Genomic DNA, 22,354 nt, shown 5'->3' with positions numbered 1-22,354 from the left:
TCTATATATTATGTATTATGTTGATATAAATTCTATTTAATTGTTGATTTGTTCTAAATTTAAAACTACTACTTATGAGCTTTAATCCAGCAGATAACATTCAAGATTTACAATATTTTGGCGAATTTGGGGCGTAAATCCTTCAATTTCAGATTCATCAACATATACTTTTATATCAGCAAAAACAATGTTTGATACGTTTGAAGGAAATGCAGATGGCTGTTATTTATACTCTCGCCATTCAACACCTAGTAACTTATATTTAGGCAAAGCTTTGGCAGCAATGGAAGGTACAGAAACTGCGAATGTTGCAGCTTCAGGAATGGGGGCAATTACGCCTGTTTTATTGCAAATCTGTGGCGCAGGCGATCATATCGTTTCTAGTAGAACCATTTATGGAGGAACTTACGCATTCCTAAAAAACTTTACGCCAAGGTTAGGGATTCAAACTACATTTGTAGACATTACAAAATTAGATATCGTAGAAGCGGCTATTACAAAAAATACTAAAATATTATATTGCGAATCAGTAAGTAATCCTTTGTTGGAAGTTTCAGATATTAAAGGTTTATCAGCGTTAGCAAAAAAATATAATTTAAAGTTAGTGGTTGATAATACTTTTTCTCCATTATCAATTTCACCAGCAAAATTAGGAGCAGATATTGTTTGCCATAGTTTAACTAAATTTATAAATGGTTCTTCGGATACTGTTGGAGGTGTGGTTTGTGGAACGCAAGAATGCATCAACGAATTACGAAGTGTAAATAATGGCGCTTCAATGTTATTAGGTTCTACAATGGATAGTTTAAGAGCTTCATCCATCTTAAAAAATTTGAGAACTTTGCATATCAGAATGAAGCAGCACAGTTTTAATGCAGCTTATTTAGCTGATAAGTTTCAAGCTGATGGATTAATAACGGTATATCCAGGGTTAGAAGCTCATCCTTCTCACCAGCTTTTTAAAAGTATGATGAATGCAGAATATGGTTTTGGCGGAATGCTTACTATTGATGTAGGTTCTCTTGAAAAAGCGAATGAATTAATGGAACGAATGCAGCACAAAAATTTAGGATATTTAGCGGTAAGTTTAGGGTTTTACAAAACATTATTTTCTGCGCCAGGAAGTTCTACTTCTTCAGAAATATCAGTAGAAGAACAAAAAGAAATGGGTCTTACAGATGGATTAATTCGTTTTTCTATAGGTTTAGATAACGACATTTCAAGAACGTATCAAATGATGAAAGCTTGTATGATTGAGGTTGGCGTTTTATAGATTATTTTCAAAGTTTCAAAGTTAAAGAGTAAAAGGTGTGACGAGATCAATGTCACACTTTTTTAGCCTATATATCGAGAAGTTTTCATTTTTGCCAACAGCCAACAATTAAATCCCTTTTAAACGCTCAATAAATTTGGTAAAATCTTCTTTCGTTGGTGTCGCTCCATCAAAAGGTAAAATATCCCATTCATTATCTTTATTGTAAATTATAAAATTAAAAATAGAGGTATTTGGATCCTCAGGATTTAACATCGGATATCTTAAATCTACATACTTATAAGTGCCTACTTTTTCCTTTTTTGAAATGTTGTAATACTTATTGCTAAACCAAGTGAGCATTCGCAAATTAACATCGTTCATGTCAAGTAGATCATGATTTTTCTTAACAGTAAGTATTTTTTCTGATGTTGATTTTTCATCAAATAAAGAATAAAAAGTTAAGTGATAATTTTCTTCAGTTTCTGCAACCGCATACCATAAAAAATTATTAAAGATTGTTGGCTGAGCAGAAAAACGGGTAAAATTAATACTTGCTTTTTCAAAGGATTTTTCAAAAACAGCATCCATATAAAATTTATTGAAGATTGTAAAAATCATATAGGCTGAGCTTATATAAACTCCTGCTTTTAGCCACAAAAGTCTTTTGGTATTTATTCTATTGAAAAACATTAAAACAATTATACACAGTAAAAACGGAACGGTATAAAAAGGATCAACAACAGAAATATTGTTAAAAGCAATTCTATAATTAGAAAAAGGTGCAAATAATTGTGTGCCATAAGGCGTAAAGCAATCTAAAAGTGGATGTGTAAAAATAGCCCAAAAGAACAACCATATCCAATTTTTTAATGTGGTTGTTTCTTGTCTTTTATCCGTATTATAAAGTTTATAAGTGATCCATCCAAAAACAAAACATCCTAAAAATGCAAATAAGAGCGAGTGCATAAAACCTCTGTGAAAAGCCATCGCTTGTATTTCATTGCTATATAAAAAACGACCTATAAAAACATCTAAATCCGGAATTGTACCGCCAATTGCACCAAATAAAAGTGCTCTATTGCCAATCTTTTTTCCAAGAACGGCTTCACCACAAGCAGCACCTAAAACAATTTGAGTTAATGAATCCATAAGTGCAAAAATAAGTGAAGAAATTTGATTTGCATAATATTCTGTAAAATCGTAACATTACAAAACAAAATTTTATAGAATGCAAGACCATAAAAATTTATCAGAAATAAAAGTTGAAGATCAAAAAATTATTGAAAATAAGGAATTAAATCTTCTAGAGTCTTTAATTCCTGTTGTTATTTTGATGAGTTTGCTGGCATACAACATCTTTTTTGTGGAAGATCAAGAATGGCTTGGAGCCTACACAAATCAATACATTTTGTTAATGGGTGGTTTGGTTTCTGCAGCTGTAGGTTTTTTAAATAAAGTACCCTTAAACACGATGATCGCCGAAATCTGGGAAAACTGGAAAAGTGTTTTTGTACCCATTATAATTTTGTTTTTAGTAGGTGCTTTAGCAGGAACTTGGTTGGTGAGTGGCATTATTCCTGCAATGGTTTATTATGGACTGCAAGTGTTAAGTCCGGCAATATTTTTGCCCGCATCTGTAGTAATCGCAGCAATTATATCTGTTGCAACTGGTAGTTCTTGGACTACGTCTGCAACTGTAGGTATCGCTTTAGTCGGAATTGGAAGTGCTTTAGGTATACCAACCGGAATGATTGCAGGAGCAGTAATTTCTGGCGCTTATTTTGGTGATAAAATGTCTCCATTGTCAGACACAACAAATTTGGCGCCAGCAATGGCAGGTACAGATTTATTTACACATATAAAATATATGGCATACACAACGGTACCAACAATTATAATAACATTGATTGTATTTGCTATTTTAAGCGGAACAGTTGAAACAAATGGAAATACGGATATTAGTAGTTTACTAACTTCAATAAACAATACTTTTTACATTTCTCCTTGGTTGTTTTTAGTGCCAGGAATTGTAATTATAATGATTGTAATGAAAACAAAACCATTAATTGCCCTAGGAGTTGGTGTTATTTTAGCAGCTATTTTCGCATTTATTTTTCAAGGTGATGTTTTAAGCGAAATCTCTGAATCTAATTTTGGAGCGATAGGGAAGTCAATATTTACAGATGTTACAATACAAACGGATGATGAAAAACTAACCGAATTATTTTCATCAGGCGGAATTGCAGGAATGATTTGGACGATCTTGTTAATTGTCTGTGCAATGGTTTTTGGCGGAATTATGGACGCAATTGGTGCATTGGCAAAAATTACGAAAGAATTATTATCAGTAGCAACCTCCGTTTTTGGCTTGTTTGCAAGTACAGTTGTAAGTTGCTTGGGTTTAAACGCAATTGCTTCAGATCAATATTTGGCATTAGTAATTCCGGGTAAAATGTTTAAAAAAGCATATCAAGATAGAGGTTTAGCACCAGAGAATTTAAGTAGAACTTTAGAAGATTCCGGAACTGTAACTTCGGTTTTAATTCCTTGGAATACTTGTGGGGCTTATCAATCTGGAGTTTTAGGTGTTTCTGTTTCTGATTATTTTGTGTATGCAATTTTTAATTATTTAAGCCCTTTTATGACCTTGCTATTCGCCGCATTTAATATTAAGATTAAACAGTTGGTTAAAAAATAAGTCTCTATATAATTTTGTTGATACTAATCACTTAAAATGGATATTTATATTAGATCAGTCGAATTTTTGAATAAGAAGAAAAAGGCTATAATGAAAGAGCAGAAAAGTATCTCTAATAAAAAATTAAGGAAACCTTACAAAGCTAAATGAGATTGTTAAAAGAAAAATTTAAACTGTTTAACAGCAATAAAGGTTTGAGTCTCAACTTAAATTTAGGTAAGAGCACAAAGCGTTTTTTTGGACAATGACAATAAAGTATAAATTTTTGTTTTTAAAATTTATACTTCATCCCTAAACGAATAATTTGAGTTTCAAAATTGTTTTCATACAAAGCTGTAAAACCTTCTCCATTGATGCGTTGTCTTAATCCAAAATTATTAAACAAATCACTGGCTGATAATGTAATTTCTCTTTTTTTATTCCAAAGAGATTTCTATAATCCAAAATCGATAGATGATTTTGCTAATTATTCCTCTTATGGGTTATTTCTTTTTGAATAGTATAGACCTGTAATTTGAGCTTCAATTTTTAAAAACTGATGAATTGTGCATTGGTTGTGATGACGAAACAAAAAACATCTTAAATAAAGACTTAATTCTTCACACAAATCCTTATGGTTTTATAACGCGACCTAGAGGAAATGCCGGAAGAAGAGTTGCTTGCTATATAATAATTCGTTGAGATTAAATTTTTCTTTGTTACCAATTAAACAAGTTTACAACTACTGTTTCCTCACAAAGAATTTAGTTTGATTTGTGGAAATTTAATTAAAAATTTGATCTTTCAGTCAAATCCTATTTTTAAATTCCAAAATAGCATTGTGTGGTTTCAGCGTAATTAATGGTTTTATTTGAATAGGGGATTCCTTTTCAATAATTTCGAATTGTTCTACCAAAGCAATAATTGCTAAAATCATTTCATACATGGCAAAATTATTGCCAATACACATTCTAGGTCCCGCACCAAAAGGAAAATAATTTTTTGAAAACTTAATATTTTCATCTAAAAAACGCTCAGGAATAAATTTATTTGGCTGTTTCCAAAAGTCTGAATGACGATGAATTTCATAAATTGAAAACAACAAATTCGAGCCTTTGGGTAAAACAATTCCGTTGTAAGTGTCTTCCTCAATATTTACGCGGTCCATAAAATAGGCTGGAGGAAACAAACGCATAGATTCTTCAATAACTAATTTTGTATAACTCGCATTTTTTATCCAATGCATGCAATCCGTAGATTCACTTTTTATTTTTTTGATTTCAGATGCTATTTTTGATTGTGCTGCAGGATTTCGGGCCAACAATTCGCAGGTAAAAGTAAGTGAATTTGAAGTTGTTTCATGACCCGCTGCAAATAAAATCAATATTTCATCTACCAATTGATTTTCATCCATCTTAGAGCCATCCTCATATTTTGCACTTAAAAGCATGTCCAATAAATCATGATGATCTCCGTTGCTTTGCTTTCTTTTTTCCACCAATCTTTTTAAAATTGTTCTCGAATTTTGAGTCAAGTCTAAATGCTTTTTCGTTTTTCCTGAAAGGTTAAACCACCAAACAAAAAAAGGTTGTCTTAGTTCTTGAACCAACATTTTTTGAGTAGCTTCTGTGGTATGTTGCAATGAATCAATATCAGCATTAGAAATGTTTATATTGAAAATTGATTTGATAACAGTTTGAAAAGCCAAATCATTAAAAACAGGAAAAACATCCATCGGTTTTCCAGTTTTAATATTTTTTAATTCTGCTAAAATGGTTTTTTGAATGGTATCAACCAACAGCTTAAGTTGGCCTTTATGAAAAGCTGGCTGAATTAATTTTCGTTGTTTTTGCCAATGTTCTCCCTCAGCAGTTAACAATCCTTTTCCAACATATTTTGCTAAATCTTTGGTTTGAATATAAGATTTGGTATAATTTTTTTGATTCTTTTGAAGCGCATGTTGTAAAAGTCCAGCATCTCTACAAAACAAAACAGATTTTCCAAAACCAATTTTTAAACGAAAAATATCTCCTAAAGTATCAAAGTTTTTTGCGTGAAAAGGTAAAGGATTTTGTAAAATAGCATTGGCATGCTTTAGAAACTTAAAAAAAGAAACTTCTGGAATTTTATTGGATACACTCATTTTTAATTTTATTTGCACTCATTAACAACCCGTTTTGAAGAATCTATAAAAGTTGACTTGTTGTATTTATTTTGTACAAATTTAAGCATATTCGCTTTTGTAATTGGTTGTATTTTTCATTAAATTTATACTTATAAAACATCATTCTAAAGTTTTTAACTAAATAATACAATCCTGTCCTAAATAAATTTCATGTGCCTAAAATTTATTTAGAATAGGATTGTATCAAAATTTATAGTTGCTGAATAAAATCTTTTTTTGATTAAATCGCTATTATAATTTAAAGTTATTTGTTTGTTTACAAATACTTATTGGGAACCTTTTTTTGTCAACAACCCAAAAATATTTAACAGTATAGAGATCAATAATAAAACCCAAGGCAAACCGTGCAACAAGACATCAAACCAATCTTGTCCTTGCATTCCGTTTTCTGCAGAAAATGCATTTCCGCCTAAAACCCATTGAATTTTGCCTAAAATATGTGGCGGATTAAAAGGTGCGAATCCTAAAGTTAAACTTGCAATTAAAAAAAGTTTCCAGTTATTTTTAAGTTGACTTTTCATATTTGGTTTTTTCATTTGAGTTAAATTCTTTTTTAGGAAATTTATTTCAATATGGTTTCCATATCGCTTTTAAAGATTTTCTTTTCGGGAAGGGTTTAGAATATTTTTTTTAAATAAACCAATTCCAGACTAACCCAAAACGTATGGTAAAATCTCGATAAGGATAATTTGGAGCCGAAAAATAATTTTTGTCAGAAAAACCAGAAGTTACATTATCAACTTTAAAATACATACGTGTTCTTCGAACTTGTGCGTTAAAAAAAACATCAAAAGTGGGGTACCCAATTTGCTGATCGTTCTGTAATATAAATTCTGCTAATAAAGGATTGTAAGCATTTGCCGCATATTTAGTAAAATACTTAAAAGTAACGCCAATATTTACCAACATTGGTTTCCCTTTAAACCAATAATCTGTGTAGTAAAAAGTATTTCTGGTTACAAACTCTGGAACTCTAAAAACAGAACTTCCGCTGCTTACGTTTTGATACATAACTGTATTGTCTAAAGCTAATTTCCAAAATTTAAATTCTCTATTTGCTTTTACTTTTAAATACGTAATCTGATTTGCAAATTGTTGTGGCGCATTGTTTTCATCAAAATAAGTATAGTTATCAATATTGGTAAAATTAAGAGCAGCATTTATCCATTTAGAATTAAAAGAGAAACCTAAATCTCGAGTGTTTACACTACTAAAATTGTTTTCCCAATTGTAATTGTCATATTTACTTTGATGTAATAATGTGTTAAAATTTGATGATTTCGAACTAATTAATAAACTTCCTTTTACCGTAAAAAGGCTGTCATTTTCGTAAACAGCTTCCCCTTTTAAAAAGTTACCCGATAATATTCCAGAACCAGGAGTTACAGAGGCATCAGCATTTAATTTAAAATTTTTAATTTTAGCATTCCAATCTGCACCAAAAGAAAGCGCACTTCCTTCTAATTTTAATGTTTGAATTTGAATAGTGCTATTGCTATTTAAAATAGTGTCATATCCATAAGAATAACTTGTGTAATTTGCTTTCGCTTTAAATTTTCCTAAAACATATTTTGAATTAAATTCAAGGTTAATTTCGTTGTTGGTAATTTTACTTTTTGCAGTATTATCTGTTGCATCGGTTCCATTTATAGCACCGAAAATAGCGGTAGTTGCGGTTGCTTGCGTAAAATTATAGCTCTTATTTTCACTGGTAAAAATATGACCAACTTTTAAATTGCTAAAATCTTTGTTGTTGATGGTGTCTTTGCTAGAGATCAACTTATAGCTATGTTCTAAATACGTTCTATTACTATCAAACTGATTTTCTGCATCCGTTAAATTCACATCCAATCGTTCACGGGATTGAAAATCGGGGTTATCAGAAATAAAATTTTCTAAAGCAGAAGTTGTTAATCCACCGCTTTCTTCATTAAAAAAATCTTGGCTTGTTAAATGGCCTTTAATTTCATATTGATTTTCTTTGGTTGTGTAATGAAAAGTTCCTCTAAAATTGCCATTACTTGCTAAAGATCTTCTGTAAGCACCCAAAGAACGTAATCCTTTATAAGAAGCAGAAACGTTTAATCTTTTAGAGAAATTTAATGTAAAAAGCGCATCTACAACTTGTCCTTGTTGCAAGCCAGTTCTGTACAAAATTTCGGTTGTTGGTGTAGGAACTTCATAGTAATCAATGTCTTCAATTTCAAAATAACTAAACTGTTTTGCAGTAAAACCTATGTCTGTAAATTGTTTTAAATTATCGAAACTATACCCTAAATTATTAAAGGTTTGTCCTTGATTATGAAATTCTAAAAGCTCAAAATTATCTTTTCTTAAATAATTGAATTGATATTCTTTTAAAATCGTTAAAGTAGTATCGATGTATGCAGTATCTCCTTTATGAGAAAAAATTTTATAGTCGGTATATTTTGTTTTTCCTGAAAGTTCAATTTTGGTTCTTCCAGAAATTAAAGAATCATTTTCTATTCTGTTAAGAGTTGTGAATTCATTCTCTGCAAACCTTTTTTGAGAAAAAATAGTCGCTGCACTGAATAGAATCAATAAAAAAAAGAAAAAAATTTGTTTGTTCATCATAAATTATACAAAGGCAAATGTAAAATAATTAAACGAAAATAATTACTAATAATTATGATGAAATCTGTTTATTTAAAAGTGGCTCTTCAAATTTAATTGAAGTATTAAAAGAAGTATCATTATGATGAAATTTGTGTTTAACTTGTCTAGATATTAGAAATCTATAAGAAAAATTTTTCTTTTCTTTGTACTATGTTGAAACCTAATTATAGTGAGTTTTCTTTAGAGGCGGGCACAGAGGAGGCAGGAAGAGGCTGTTTATGTGGCCCCGTTGTAGCTGCAGCTGTAATTTTGCCCAAGGATTTTATACATCCTTTTTTAAATGATTCTAAGCAATTATCAGAAAAAAGGAGGGAAGAATTACGACCTTTTATTGAAGAAAATGCTATCGCATTTGGCGTTTCTTTTGTTTGGCAAGATGAAGTTGATGAAATAAATGTTTTACAAGCTTCAATTACAGGAATGCATAGATCGATTGATGCGTTAAAAATTATCCCAGAATTTATTATTGTAGATGGTAATAAGTTTAGAGATTATAACGAAATTCCGCACCAAACGATTGTAAAAGGGGACGCAAAATATTTGAGTATTGCGGCAGCTTCTGTCTTAGCAAAAACTTACAGGGATGAATATATGGCTAAGATTCATCAGGAATTTCCGATGTATAATTGGAAAAAAAATAAAGGCTACCCAACCAAAGAACATAGAAATGCGATTCGTGAATTTGGGGCAAATATTCACCATCGAAAAACATTCCGATTATTGCCAGAACAATTAAAGCTAAAGGGTTAATTTTTTTTGAAGCTACTTCCTGCTTGGAATTTTACTTGAGCGAGGTCTAAAGGTTATATCTTTTTTCTGAAAAAGAAAAAGGATGCCATTTCAATCAGGGCTAAGATTATATAAAAAGTTTTAAATAATTTATAAAATTCATACATTTTTACAAAATAAACTACTTCATCAGTATAAATCTGTGAAAGCTGTATCTAAATTTATTTTTTGAGTTAGTCATTTAATTTCCATATATTATAACCTTTAAAACAAGAGATATGGAACAATTTGAAGGTCAAGATATACTAAACTTTATAAAAGAATTACCAAATGATGCTGCGTGTAAAGCATATTTAGCCAAAATAAAATGGCAAGATGGATTTACTTGTATGAAATGTGGTCATACCAAAGGCTGTGAAAAAGTAGATTATAGATACCATTGTTATAACTGTCAACACGTAGAAAGCGCCACTGCAAACACCTTATTTCATAAAGTTAAATTTGGATTGCAAAAAGCCTTTTGTGTGGTTTTTGAAATGAGTACAAGTAGTAAAAGTATTTCAAGTATTCAAATGGGAAAACGTTTTAGCATTCGCCAAGGAACAGCGTGGTATTTCATGCAAAAAGTGCGTAAAGCAATGAAAAGCAGTCAAAAATATCCTTTAGAGAAATTAATCCATGTTGATGAATTTACTGTTGGAGGGAAAGAAGAAGGCAAACAAGGAAGAAGTTATGATACGAAAAAGAAAAAGGCTGTTATCGCAGTAGAATTAACAGATGGCAATAAAGTTAAAAGAGTTTATATCAGATCCATCAAAGACTATTCTGCAAAATCATTAACCCCGATATTTGAAGAGCATATAAGCACATCTGCTAAAATAGTAACTGATAAATGGAGAGGTTACCAACCTTTAAAACAGATGTATGACATTGACCAAATATATAGTAATAATGGTGCTAATTTCAAACAATTACACATTGTGATTATGCAAGTTAAGTCATGGTTGAGAGCAATACCAACTCATGTAAGTAAATGGCATATTCAAGCATACTTTGATGAGTTTTGTTTTAGAATTAATCGCTCTCAATTTAAAACCAGCATATTTCATAAAACGATTAATAGAATGGTAGAAAGTAAACCAATATATCAAAATCAAATAAAACAGACGCTAAGCGTATAACTCAATTTATTTTTATAGAATCCTCATTTATATAAAAATCCTACACAAACTTTTTCTATTTTTACCGTCCAAAATTTTAGATAATGATTAAAAAAACGAGGGCAGAAATTACCAAATGCATTCTTCATAAAGTAGCGAATAAATTTAATAGCGGACACAACGTGTTTTCCGAAGATTTAATACGTTTCGATCAAGAAAGTTACGATTTAATGAAAAATTTCTTGTTAAAACCTTTTGGGAGTTTAACGCAAAGTTATCGTTTTTCTCATCATGCAGATGTGCGTTTAAATGAATTGAATAATTATGCTTCGGAAGTTTTTAAAGAAGAAAGTTCGTTTGTAGAATATTCTAAAAATATGGTAAACCATTTGTACGAACAATCTAATTCTTCACAAATAAAAACGGGCGATGTTATTGTCGTTTTTATTGAAGGCATTGAATATAAAGATGTTTTAACAGAAGCAATTGGTGTTTTTAAAATTGAAAATAAAGTTGATTTTTTTCAAACATATTTAGATGATAATGAAAGTTTTGATGTGGTTGTTCAAAAAGGAATTTCTACTAAAAAAATAGACAAAGGTTGTTTAATTCTAAACACTTCTGATACTGAAGGAACTGTTGTTTTTTCTGTGGATAACAACAATTATGATGCGCAATATTGGATTAAAAATTTCTTGTCTGTAAAATTAGCGGATGATTATAATGCGCATACACAAAACTATTTAGAGCTGTGTAAAGAGTTCTCTGAAGAAGTTATAAAACCAGAACTTGGTAAACACAAACAAGGTAATTTTTTAGCAAATACGGTAGATTATTTTAAAGAGCATGAAGCGGTAGATTACCATGAGTTCAAAGACAAAGTTTTTGAAGATGAAAAACATAAAGAGTTGTTTGAAGATTACAAAAAACATTATGAAACGTTAAATGATGTGTTAATCAGAAATAACTTTGATGTTTCTGGGGTAGTCTTAAAGAAAGCAAAAAACAAATTAAAAACGGAAATTAAGTTAGATACAAATATCATTATAAAACTAGATGTTGATGCGCCAGATGCAGCGTCAGAATATTTAGAAAGAGGGTATGATGAAGAGAGAAAAATGAAATTTTACAAAGTATATTTTAACGAAGAGAAATGATTTCAAACGTCATTGCGAGGAACGAAGTAATCTGTTTATAAAAAAAGTAGATCGCTTCGTCTTTTCTTCCTTAATAATAAAAAAATTAAGAAACGATAAACTCTTCAACTTCGAAGAGTGTTTTAAAATGCTTTAAGATTTTTTGTTTTACTTCTTCGGTATCTACTTTTTTGCCTAATTCAACTTCCATAGAAGTCACTGCTTTTCCGCGAATTCCACACGGAATGATATGATCAAAATAACCAAGATTTACATTTGCGTTTAAAGCAAAACCATGCATGGTTACCCAGCGTGAAGAACGAATACCCATGGCGCAAATTTTACGAGCAAAAGGCGTTCCAACATCCAGCCAGACACCAGTTTCGCCGGCACTTCTAATTCCTTTTAAACCATATTCTGCAATCGTTAAAATAATCATTTCTTCTAATAATCTTAAGTATTTATGAATATCGGTAAAGAAATTTTCTAGGTCTAAAATAGGATAGCCAACAATTTGCCCAGGTCCATGATATGTAATATCACCACCTCTGTTTATCTTATAAAATGTAGCATTTTTTTCTTTAAGCTGATTTTCGTTTAGCAATAAATTACTTAGATCTCCGCTTTTTCCTAATGTGTATACGTGCGGATGTTCAACAAATAAAAAGTGATTCTTGGTTGTTTCTTGCAGATCATTTCTCCTGTTTTGAATCTTAACATCAACAATTTTTTGTAATAATTGAGATTGGTAATCCCAAGTTTCTTTATAGTCTTTGCTTGCTAGGTCGGAAAGTAATATTTTTCTATTCATAATTTCAAAAGACAAAGGTAAATAATTCGTTATATTTGAAACCATTCAATCGTGTTTTAAATATATTTTATGAGATGTAAATTTCCTCTTCTATTTTTAGTAACCCTTATATTTTTAAATGTTGATGCTCTTTATTCTCAAAAAATTTGGACAAAAGTTCAGAAATCAACTTATGTAGTTCAAAAGAAGGAAATTTATCAGAAGAAAAATTTTCCTTCAAGTTATGAAATTGTATCACTAAATTTAAATGCTTTTTCAGCGAATTTAAAAAGTAGCACTTTTAATCTAAAGGAAATTATGACGTTGCCAAATTCAGATGGGACATTCTCTACCTTTTCTGTAAAAGAAACCTCAAATTTTGAAGCGAAGTTACAGGCTAAATTTCCAAATATAAAATCGTATTCTGCCCAAGGAATAGATGACCCTACCGCTGTGGCAAAAATAAGTATTGGAACGGATGGTTTTCACGCAGTAATTTTTTCTGGAAAGCAAGAAACTACATATATAGATCCATATTCTAAAGACAAAAAAGACTATATCATTTATCAAAGAAGTAGTTTAAGGAAAGCAGGTGCTGATTTTAAATGTCAAATGGAGGAAACTGTTAAACAAGAGTTTGCGATAAAAGATTTTGAGAAAAATGCGAATGATGGCAAGTTAAGAACTTATAGATTGGCTTTAGCGTGTAGCGCCGAATATGCACAGTTTCATTTAGGAACTAGTCAACAAAACATACCAGATACAGCAACGGATCAAGTAAAAAAAGCTGCGGTTTTATCAGCCATGAATACCTCCATCACAAGAATAAATGGAATTTTTGAAAAAGATTTATCAGTAAAACTTATTTTAGTTGCTGATAATGATAAACTTATTTTTTTAGATGCAGATACAGATGGCATTACAGATGGTTCGCCAAGTACAATGATTAATGAAGTGCAAACCATATGTGATAATGTTGTTGGAAATGCCAATTATGATGTTGGTCATGTTTTTAGTATTGGGGGCGATGGATTAGCACGTTTAGGCGTTGTTTGTAGTCCTGGTCAAAAAGCTAGAGGTGTTACAGGGAGATCTCAGCCAGTTGGAGATCCATATGATATTGATTTTGTTGTACATGAATTAGGACATCAATTTGGTGCCACTCATACTTTTAATAATTCATGTTCAGGCAATAGAACTAATTCCTCTGCAGTAGAGCCAGGAAGTGGATCAACCATAATGAGTTACGCCGGTATTTGTTCACCAAATGTGCAAGCTGGAAATGCAAACGGGAATAGTGATGCTTATTTTCATGCAGTGAGTATTGCTCAAATGTGGAATGTTATTCAATCTTCTGCAACGTGTGGTTTAGTTACAAATACAAATAATAAAGCACCGGTGGCAAAGGCTGGTTTAGATTATAGCATACCAAAATCTACTCCTTTCAAGCTAAAAGGGACTGCCACAGATGAAGACGGTTTACCGAGTTTAACCTATAATTGGGAGCAATTAGACAAAGAAATAGCAACGATGCCGCCAGTAAGCTCAAATGTGGTTGGGCCAATGTTTAGATCTTTATCATCAAAAACAACATCCGAAAGATATATGCCAGCGTTAGCCACTGTTGTAGCAGGAAATACTTCTTCAACTTGGGAAGTTGTTCCTTCGGTAGCTAGAGAATTAAATTTTTCATTTTTTGTAAGAGATAATAATGCTGGAGGAGGCGGTTCGGCTAGAGATGACCTTAAAGTTACCATTACAGATGCCGCAGCTTTTACAGTAACTTCTCAAAACACAATCGAAACTTTAAATTCAGGACAAACAATAGCAGTAAATTGGAATAAAGGAACTACAGATATTGCACCTATTGAATGTGAAAATGTAAATATTAAATTATCTATTGATGGCGGAATTACGTTTCCTATTATAGTAAAAACCAACACTCCAAATGATGGTACAGAAAATATTATTGTGCCAGATAATGCGACAACTAATGCCAGAATTATGGTAGAAGCAGCGGATAATATTTTTTATAATGTAAATGCATCAAAGTTTACGATAGTTTCAACTACCCCAACTTTTTTAATTTCTGATAAAACGGGTGAAAAACCTGTTTGTAATACAGACGGTCAAAGTGTCAGTTATATTTTAGATTTCGATTTTATAAATGGTTTTACAGAAACGGCTACTTTAAGTGCAACTGGACAGCCAACGGGTTCTTCAATAGCATTTAGCTCTGAAACTATAAATGCGGACGGAACGGTAACTTTTACAATTTCTAATTTAGAAGGTAAAGAAACAAAAAATTATGATATAAATGTTATTGGTACATCAGCAACAGTTACTCAAAGTATAAACTTGGTTTTAAAATTGAGAGGCTCAGTTTTTAATACTTTAGGGTTAACATCGCCAACAAATGGAGCAAAAGCTACTTCTATCAATGAAACGCTTACTTGGGTTCAAGACATAAATGCATCTTTTTATGATGTAGAAATAGCTTCAGATTCTAATTTTTCTAACATTGTTTCAAGTGCAACTGTTGCAGAAAATTCTTTTAAAGTAACTAATTTAAGTGGAGAAACTCAATATTTTTGGAGAGTAAAGCCTAAAAACGATTGTGGAGAAGGAAGTTTTTCAACTGTATTTAGTTTTACAACAGAAAGCCCCTCTTATTGTACATCTGCTTTTACAGACGAAGCTGGAGGTACAGAACATATTACAAATGTTACTTTTGGAGGCGTAAATAATGACTCTAATAATGATACAACAGACGGTTATCAAGATTTTACGGCAATAAATGCAAATGTTTTAAGAGGACAAACAGAGCAAATTAGTGTAACTTTTGATACTGGTGGTTATCAAGATCATTGTTTTGTCTTTATAGACTGGAACAAAGATTTTGTTTTTGATTCAGTTACAGAAAGATATGATTTAGGCTCAATTACAGATGATGTTGGTACAGCTACTTTTAATATAACAGTGCCTGTTGATGCTCAATTTGGGAAAACAACAATGAGAGTTCTTATAGAATATGATGATCCAGATGATGATTATGGTTTAGGTGCTTGTGATACTGATCATTTAACAGAGTGGGGAGAAACTGAAGATTATACAGTAATAGTAGACAATACGGCATCAATTGATGATGCTTCGTTTTCTAATTTTAACTTATTTCCAAATCCTTCAAATGGAGCATTTACTTTAAACTTTAACATGGAAAATGCAGAAAACGTAAAACTACAATTATTCGATGTTAGAGGAAGATTGGTAGAAGAAAAAAACTATGAGAATACAAGTTCTTACTTTACAAGAAAAGTTGTTTTTGACAAAGCTTCTTCTGGTTTATATCTATTAACCGTCAGTAACGGAACTAAACAAACTACTAGAAAACTAGTGATTAAATAGGTGGTTTTTTACAAATAAAAAGAGCCATATTATTTTAATAACATGGTTTTTTTGTTTCTAATTTCCAAAAAAGAAAGTATGTAAGTACCTTCCTGGCGTAAACGTAAATCCGCCAGCAATAATGATTGCTCCAACATACAAAAAAATCATTTTTAGTTTATGCTTTTTTACTTGACCTTTTCTTATCGCAATAATTGCAGTTGGAACGCTGTACAGGGTTAGAAAACTAAAAAGATGAATATATCCAAAATGATTAAAAAATTGCGGACCAACATCCGCAGGCATAAACAACGTTATTATTGCAGTAATCATCATTAAAGACATGTAGATTTTTCCTAGTGATTTATGAAACCTAGTGCCTTTTTTTACTGATAGAAGATACGCGCCCATAAAAAAACAAGGAACTACGGTTATTAAATGCGCATACATTAAATATTTATAGTCCATTTTTTTTGAAAAGTATGTATCTAAAGTAAGGAAATAAAAAAAACCGTATCAAATTTGATGCGGTTTTTTTCTAAAATAATAATTTAAGATTTATCCTAAAAAAGGATATTTATAATCTGTAGGTGTTACAAATGTTTCTTTTATCAATCTAGCAGATGTCCATCTCAATAAATTCTGAGCAGAACCAGCTTTGTCATTTGTTCCGGAAGCTCTTGCGCCTCCAAATGGCTGCTGACCAACAACTGCGCCTGTTGGCTTGTCGTTAATATAAAAGTTTCCGGCAGCATTTTCTAATGCTTTAGACGCTTTTTCAACAATGTATCTATCATTAGAAAAAATAGCTCCTGTTAATGCATATTCAGTAGATTCATCCACTAATTTTAAGGAAGCTTCCCATGCTTCGTCTTCGTATATAAAAACGGTCATCACTGGGCCAAATAACTCAGTTGTCATGGTTGTATATGTTGGCGATTTTGCTAAGATTACAGTTGGTTCAATAAAATAACCCACTGATTTATCATGGTTTCCACCAACAATAATTTCCGCATCTTTACCTGCTTTTGCAGCATCAATAAAGCTAGCGATTTTATCAAAAGAACCTTCGTGTATAACAGCATTTACAAAATTATCGGTATCTTCAGGAGAGCCCATTTTAATTTCATTCGTTTGCGCTATAACGTGTTTTTTCACTTCTTCCCATAAGGATGCAGGAACATAAGCTCTTGAGGCAGCAGAACATTTTTGACCTTGATACTCAAAAGATCCTCTTACAATTGCAGTTGCAACTTGCAATGGGTTTGAAGAGTTGTGTACCCAGATAAAATCTTTTCCACCCGTTTCTCCAACAATTTTTGGATATGTTTTATAATTGTGAATGTTATTTCCTATTTGTTTCCATAAATTTTTGAAAACTTCGGTAGAACCTGTAAAGTGCAATCCAGAAAAATCTCTAGAAGCTAAAACAGTATCAGAAATCATAACAGGATCTCCGAAAACTACATTAATTACACCATCTGGTAAACCAGCTTCTTTAAATAAATCTACAATAACTTGTGCAGAATATACTTGATGGTCCGAAGGTTTCCAAACCACAACATTCCCCATTAAAGCCGCAGAAGAAGGTAAGTTTGCAGCAATAGCTGTAAAGTTAAAAGGAGATATTGCATAAACAAATCCTTCTAAAGGTCTATACTCAACTCTGTTCCAAATTCCTGGAGAAGATGCTGGTTGATCTTTAAAAATATCAATCATGTATTGTACATTGAAACGTAAAAAGTCAATCGTTTCACAAGCCGCATCAATTTCAGCCTGGTGTACATTTTTAGATTGTCCAATCATCGTTGCAGCATTCATTTTTGCCCTGTAAGGTCCTGCTAATAATTCAGCCGCCTTTAAAAAAATGGTTGCTCTTTCTTCCCAAGACACACTAGACCAAGCTGCTCTTGCAGCAAGCGCGGTAGAAATTGCTTCATCTATATGTTTTTTTTCTGCTGTATGATATTGCCCAACAACATGTTTATGGTCATGAGGAGGTGTAATATTTTTAGTTTTCCCTGTTCTAACCTCTTTACCATTAATATGCATGGGCACATCAATATTGCTGTTAAACATGGTTTTGTACATTGCTAATAATTCTGCTTTTTCTGGAGAACCAGGTGCATAAGTTTTAACAGGTTCATTAATTGCTGTTGGAACATTAAAAAATCCTCTTGCCATTTTGTGTGTTTTTAAATTTGAATATACTAATTTTGAAAGGCGTAAAGTTACAAATTTTTCAGCCGTTTTTTATGATTTTGAAAACCTAAATTTAGAAGTTATAAATGTGTACCGTAACCTATCTTCCTTTAAAGGATAATAATTTTATTTTAACATCTAATAGAGATGAAACTCCGTTAAGAAGAGCAACTTCTCCAAAAACATATCTGGAAAATGGGATAGAATTAACCTATCCAAAAGATGAATTAGCCGGCGGAACATGGATTGGAACAAGCAATAAAAACAGATTAGTTTGCCTATTAAATGGGGCGTTTACAAATCATTCAAGAAATAAGTATTATAAAATGAGTAGAGGTGTTATTGTAAAAAATATACTTTCTACGGAGGATGCTGTTGGGTACATTAATGAGTTTGATTTTATAGAAATAGAACCTTTTACGCTAATTTTGGTTGATTATCAGGGTAAATTAGAAACGTATGAATTGGTTTGGGATGGAGCACAAAAACACTTTACAAAACTTGCTCAAGAAGCTAAAATTTGGTCTTCATCCACTTTATATTCTGATGATATGAAGGAATTCAGGAATGGTTGGTTTGCAAATTGGTTAAAAAAAAATGAAGATTTTAAGCAAAACAAAATCATCCAATTTCATCAAAATGAAAATTTAGGGAATGCAGAAATTTCGCCAAAAATGAAACGTGCTTTTACAGAAACCGTGAGTACCACATCCATCAAAAAAGAAAATGAAAAAATAGTCATTACATATTTTGATTATTTAAAGGATGTTGTTAAAATAGTGCAAACGAAATAAGTAAAACAAAGACAATTCCGATACTTGAAACAATCGAGTAGCTTAAATTTAGTAGTAAAAACTTTACTGTAGTTTTAAAATATCCCTGTTGATAAAACTGCTTTAAGGCAATAAATAAATACACTAAAAATAGGATTGTAAAAACCCAAGGTTGCGGATTTGCACCAACTATTTTTAATATATAAAAGATTGAAAACAGCATAAAAAATACTGTTTGTATATGAAAAACAAAAATTAAATGAGCTACATAGGTGTATTCTTTTCTAATGTAAAAAAGTTTAAGAAATAAAGTAAAAATAGGTAGTAAAATAAATAAAGTGATAGAGCCGGAAGATAAAAGCTGATTTACAAACTGCGCTCTACTTTCTTCACTTTCTGAAAACGAATACAAGTTTACTGCTTTAGTATATAAAAATCTGTTAGTGAAGTTTTTATTATATCCTAAAGAATCTAAAGCTACGTCAATTTTAGAATTAGGATGTTTTTTTGCAAAAGCTGCAAATATCTCTATTTTAGATTCACCTTTGCCAAAGGCATAATTTATAAAACCACTATTAGTTTTAAATTTTGTGGTATCTCTTGCATTTTTTTCTACTTCCGCTAAAATTTTTTTTCTTGCTTCTTCTGGAACTGGAATAAATGATTTTTTCATTTCATAATCTAATTCCTTTTTAATCGAATCTATCTTTTCATCTGTGCTATCTTCTTTTGTTTTTGAGGTTTCGTCCTCTATGATATCAATAATTTCGTCCGTACTTTCTTGCGCTAAAGATTCGTATTTTTCTTTGGTGTTATGCAAACCAATCAATAAAAAAAACACAATGGAAACTGTTAAATAGAAACGAAATGGATTTGTGTACCGTTGTCTTTTGCCATCAACATAATCTCTAGAAACTTTACCAGGATTTATTAAAAGCGGAATAATAGTAGTCCAAAACTTAGCATCAAAATTAAAAACACCATTAAAAACTTCATGAATAAAACTCTTAAAAGTAATTTTATTACCTTTGTTTGCTTGTCCGCAATCTGGGCAAAATTTTTCTTGTCCGTTAAAAGGATGCCCGCAATTTAAACATTCTGCATCTTTAACAATTACTACTTTATTTTTTGTTTTTCTTAGTTTGATAATATGTGAGTTGTTAGTTGAAAAGTGGGTATAATTACCTTAAATTGTTCTAAAGTTCTACAATTTATCATGGTATAAAAACCTTTCATTGCGCCAATTGAGGATTCTAAAAAACAGCCAGAACTGTAGGTGTAATTGCCGTTAGGTTTTAAAACAGGTTTTTGCCCAACGACGCCTTCTCCTTCTACAACTTCAATGTTGTTTAGGGAATCGTAAATTTTCCAAAAACGATCAGTTAATTGCACAGTTTCAGAAGATTTATTTTCGATAGTTATAAAATAAGCAAAAATATAGTAGAGCTTATTATTTCGATAGCTCGTGCCATTATATTTCGTTTTTACAGAAATTTTAATTCCTTTAGTAATTTGCTCAATCATAGTAGTAAATATAGTTTTTTTTTAAATAAAAGTTCAAATTAAAACTTTTTAATTATCGACTTTGATTATAATAACCAGTACCAACGCCAACAACTCTGTCATACAAACCGCCAAAAGGTTTGTAATAAACCAAGACTGTATATTCGTTTTCAGTTTGAAAATAAGTGCCATTAATTTCATTTGTGTCTACAATTCCATTTTTATCAACAGTAGCAAAAGTGTAATTATAAAAACCTTGTTTTAGTAAAAATGCTCCTTGATAACTTTTATCTTCAAAATTATAAAAGAGTTTATTTTCTTCCTTAATTTCAAAATTATTATAGGCTCCGTAAACGTAAACTTCTTTTTCAGCAAAAGGCTCATCAGCAAATAAAGTAAAGTGCATCATTGCGTAGTCTGCCTCTGTGTTTGGGTTTGATGCCTCTAAAGTTCTAATTATAAACTGCCCATTAATATCAGGATTGTATCTGTATCTTCCATTTTCGTCATAAGTAAAAGGATATAAGTAATGATGAAAAATATCTCTCATTTCTATTTTTACAACATTTAAACTTTTATTTCTGATAAATTTACTATCAAAATTTAAATATTCATTTCCTCCCCAAAAATTAGTTTTATTCGCATAGGTATACTGCAGTTGATTTTGTTTGAAAAATGTAGGTTGTAAATCGGTTATTTTTTCGTTCCAATTTTCATTTTTTAAGATAACAACATTTATTTCTTGTGATGGATTATTAATTCGTAAATTAGGATGGTTTACAGTAAACTCAACAGTTTGTTGCGTATTTATGGTTTTTGTATTTCTACTTCTAGAAACATTAACGGCAACTTTCGTTTCGTTTTCATACAATACAAGTTTTCTAAAAAAAACAACTTCATCGTAATCATTGATAACCGATATTAAATAATTTCCGCTTTTGGTAATCACGGAGTTTACATTAGGAATTTTAACAGCATAATGCGTATAATTCTGAAACGTATTAAAAGAATTGGTCACACTTAAAATTGAGTTTTCATCAAAACCATCGATAAACTGACTAGAAAGTAGTCTGCTTTTTTGCCAATCATATGTCATGTGCTCAATTCTATACTTGTAATCTTTACCGTCTGCATCTAAATCATCAAAAGAGAGCTCTAAAACACTTCCTAAAGGCACAATTGAAGAATAATTATTTTCCTGCAAAGTTCTTAATTGTATAGATTTTATGTTTTGAGCAAAAAAACTAGTGGTAAAAAATATGAAAACAAATATTATTTTTTTTGACATCTTATTATTTTGTGCTTTGTAAAAGTACTGAATTTTGAACTCTTAAAACGAATGCAAACACTGTTCCTTAATTTCTCATTTAAAGTAAGTTTTAAAAGGTTGATCATAATTTGGATCTTTCGCTAGTTTAAATTAAGCCAAATAATATTCTTTTGAAGATTGAAATAAAGAAACTGCTAGTTTATGTATTCTGTATTTTTTTAATACAATTCTCTTGTGCTCAAAAAGAAACTGAATCTGTAAAATCAACAAATATTGATGTTATAAAATCGAACTATAGAATTGGTTTAGAATTGCTGTCAAAAGAAAAATTTGAGAAAGCTTATCTTAATATATTCAGGATTAGAAGCTTCAAGAAAAATAAATACTAAAAATTTAAAAGCAGGTCTTTATATTCTCAAAATAAAATAGGGTAAAAATTTTTATTAAAGAAGATAATAAAAATAAATGGGGAATTTAAAGGTGTTTTCTTTATTTTTATTAAAGAAAAGAAAATATTATTTTGTGAAATATTAATTGTCAAGTATAACATAAATTTTGGTAAAGTTCTTTAACTTAAAACAAAATTTGTCAGTACTTTAGCAGGTAAAGTCAAAAAAAACTAACCGAACTTTTTAAGGATTAATTGCTGTGAA

The 22,354-nt window shown here is 30.8% G+C and carries 16 protein-coding genes and 3 pseudogenes; 7 read left to right on the top strand and 12 right to left on the bottom strand.

Translation table 11 applies throughout. The features are described 5' to 3' along the window. The first annotated feature begins 74 nt into the window (after window positions 1-74). Window positions 75-1,273 (top strand): annotated as a pseudogene (locus BST83_RS13705) (aminotransferase class I/II-fold pyridoxal phosphate-dependent enzyme). A gap of 108 nt (window positions 1,274-1,381) precedes the next feature. On the opposite strand, the gene BST83_RS13700 reads toward BST83_RS13705, so the two are convergent. Next, window positions 1,382-2,404: a metal-dependent hydrolase gene (locus BST83_RS13700; protein ID WP_104810276.1), complete on the bottom strand. Its 1,023-nt coding sequence runs from the start codon at window positions 2,402-2,404 to the stop codon at window positions 1,382-1,384. 79 nt (window positions 2,405-2,483) lie between these two features. On the opposite strand from BST83_RS13700, the gene nhaC reads away from it, so the two are divergent. Continuing rightward, window positions 2,484-3,953, top strand: a complete 1,470-nt coding sequence (nhaC, locus tag BST83_RS13695; RefSeq protein ID WP_104810275.1) for a Na+/H+ antiporter NhaC — start codon at window positions 2,484-2,486, stop codon at window positions 3,951-3,953. Window positions 3,954-4,224: 271 nt separating this feature from the next. Here the strand turns inward: nhaC and BST83_RS21165 are convergent. The 4 genes and pseudogenes from BST83_RS21165 to BST83_RS13670 form a co-directional block, all read right to left on the bottom strand. Continuing rightward, window positions 4,225-4,374: pseudogene (locus tag BST83_RS21165) on the bottom strand (outer membrane beta-barrel family protein); the annotation flags it as partial. Between the two features lie 366 nt (window positions 4,375-4,740). Then, window positions 4,741-6,075 (bottom strand): cytochrome P450, encoded by a 1,335-nt coding sequence (locus tag BST83_RS13685; RefSeq protein WP_104810274.1) that lies wholly within the window; start codon window positions 6,073-6,075, stop codon window positions 4,741-4,743. 308 nt (window positions 6,076-6,383) lie between these two features. After that, complete coding sequence (locus BST83_RS13675; protein WP_240614764.1) at window positions 6,384-6,653, bottom strand: hypothetical protein; 270 nt, start codon at window positions 6,651-6,653, stop codon at window positions 6,384-6,386. Between the two features lie 94 nt (window positions 6,654-6,747). Continuing rightward, window positions 6,748-8,712, bottom strand: a complete 1,965-nt coding sequence (locus tag BST83_RS13670; protein ID WP_240614763.1) for a putative porin — start codon at window positions 8,710-8,712, stop codon at window positions 6,748-6,750. A gap of 192 nt (window positions 8,713-8,904) precedes the next feature. Between BST83_RS13670 and rnhB the strand changes: the two genes are divergently transcribed. From rnhB to BST83_RS13655, 3 genes are all read left to right on the top strand, one after another. Beyond that, entirely contained in the window at window positions 8,905-9,504 is a 600-nt protein-coding gene (gene rnhB / locus BST83_RS13665; protein ID WP_104810271.1) for a ribonuclease HII, read from the top strand. Window positions 9,505-9,761: 257 nt separating this feature from the next. Further along, on the top strand, window positions 9,762-10,664 hold the full coding sequence (locus BST83_RS13660; RefSeq protein ID WP_104808150.1) for an IS1595 family transposase: 903 nt from the start codon (window positions 9,762-9,764) through the stop codon (window positions 10,662-10,664). 83 nt (window positions 10,665-10,747) lie between these two features. Beyond that, entirely contained in the window at window positions 10,748-11,800 is a 1,053-nt protein-coding gene (locus BST83_RS13655) for a nucleoid-associated protein (RefSeq protein ID WP_104810270.1), read from the top strand. 85 nt (window positions 11,801-11,885) lie between these two features. Here BST83_RS13655 and lipB read toward each other — a convergent pair whose 3' ends face one another. After that, the gene (gene lipB / locus BST83_RS13650) at window positions 11,886-12,590 is read right to left on the bottom strand and encodes a lipoyl(octanoyl) transferase LipB (protein ID WP_104810872.1); all 705 of its coding nucleotides are present in this window, start codon (window positions 12,588-12,590) and stop codon (window positions 11,886-11,888) included. A gap of 69 nt (window positions 12,591-12,659) precedes the next feature. Here lipB and BST83_RS13645 point away from each other — a divergent pair, with 69 nt between their 5' ends. Next, the gene (locus BST83_RS13645) at window positions 12,660-15,974 is read left to right on the top strand and encodes a reprolysin-like metallopeptidase (protein ID WP_104810269.1); all 3,315 of its coding nucleotides are present in this window, start codon (window positions 12,660-12,662) and stop codon (window positions 15,972-15,974) included. Window positions 15,975-16,031: 57 nt separating this feature from the next. On the opposite strand, the gene BST83_RS13640 is transcribed toward BST83_RS13645, so the two are convergent. Beyond that, window positions 16,032-16,421 (bottom strand): DUF2306 domain-containing protein, encoded by a 390-nt coding sequence (locus BST83_RS13640; RefSeq protein WP_104810268.1) that lies wholly within the window; start codon window positions 16,419-16,421, stop codon window positions 16,032-16,034. A gap of 90 nt (window positions 16,422-16,511) precedes the next feature. Then, the gene (gene pruA / locus BST83_RS13635) at window positions 16,512-18,137 is read right to left on the bottom strand and encodes an L-glutamate gamma-semialdehyde dehydrogenase (protein WP_104810267.1); all 1,626 of its coding nucleotides are present in this window, start codon (window positions 18,135-18,137) and stop codon (window positions 16,512-16,514) included. Between the two features lie 104 nt (window positions 18,138-18,241). Between pruA and BST83_RS13630 the strand changes: the two genes are divergently transcribed. Next, window positions 18,242-18,949 (top strand): NRDE family protein, encoded by a 708-nt coding sequence (locus tag BST83_RS13630; protein ID WP_104810266.1) that lies wholly within the window; start codon window positions 18,242-18,244, stop codon window positions 18,947-18,949. On the opposite strand, the gene BST83_RS13625 is transcribed toward BST83_RS13630, so the two are convergent. From BST83_RS13625 to BST83_RS13615, 4 genes and pseudogenes are all read right to left on the bottom strand, one after another. Next, window positions 18,927-19,769, bottom strand: a complete 843-nt coding sequence (locus tag BST83_RS13625) for a hypothetical protein (RefSeq protein WP_240614762.1) — start codon at window positions 19,767-19,769, stop codon at window positions 18,927-18,929. The genes BST83_RS13630 and BST83_RS13625 overlap by 23 nt on opposite strands. A 3-nt stretch (window positions 19,770-19,772) precedes the next feature. Next, window positions 19,773-19,928: pseudogene (locus BST83_RS21505) on the bottom strand (DUF3667 domain-containing protein); the annotation flags it as partial. Between the two features lie 137 nt (window positions 19,929-20,065). Further along, window positions 20,066-20,452 (bottom strand): Co2+/Mg2+ efflux facilitator ApaG/CorD, encoded by a 387-nt coding sequence (gene apaG, locus BST83_RS13620; protein WP_104810264.1) that lies wholly within the window; start codon window positions 20,450-20,452, stop codon window positions 20,066-20,068. Window positions 20,453-20,504: 52 nt separating this feature from the next. Further along, window positions 20,505-21,719, bottom strand: coding sequence for a type IX secretion system plug protein (locus BST83_RS13615; protein ID WP_104810263.1), 1,215 nt, complete (start codon window positions 21,717-21,719; stop codon window positions 20,505-20,507). Between the last annotated feature and the right edge of the window lie 635 nt (window positions 21,720-22,354).

The sequence above is a fragment of the Polaribacter filamentus genome (assembly GCF_002943715.1).
In the GTDB taxonomy this organism is placed as follows: Bacteria; Bacteroidota; Bacteroidia; order Flavobacteriales; family Flavobacteriaceae; genus Polaribacter; species Polaribacter filamentus.
The sequence above is the reverse complement of the archived record's forward strand: the minus strand, read 5'-3'. Positions and strand labels throughout refer to the sequence as shown.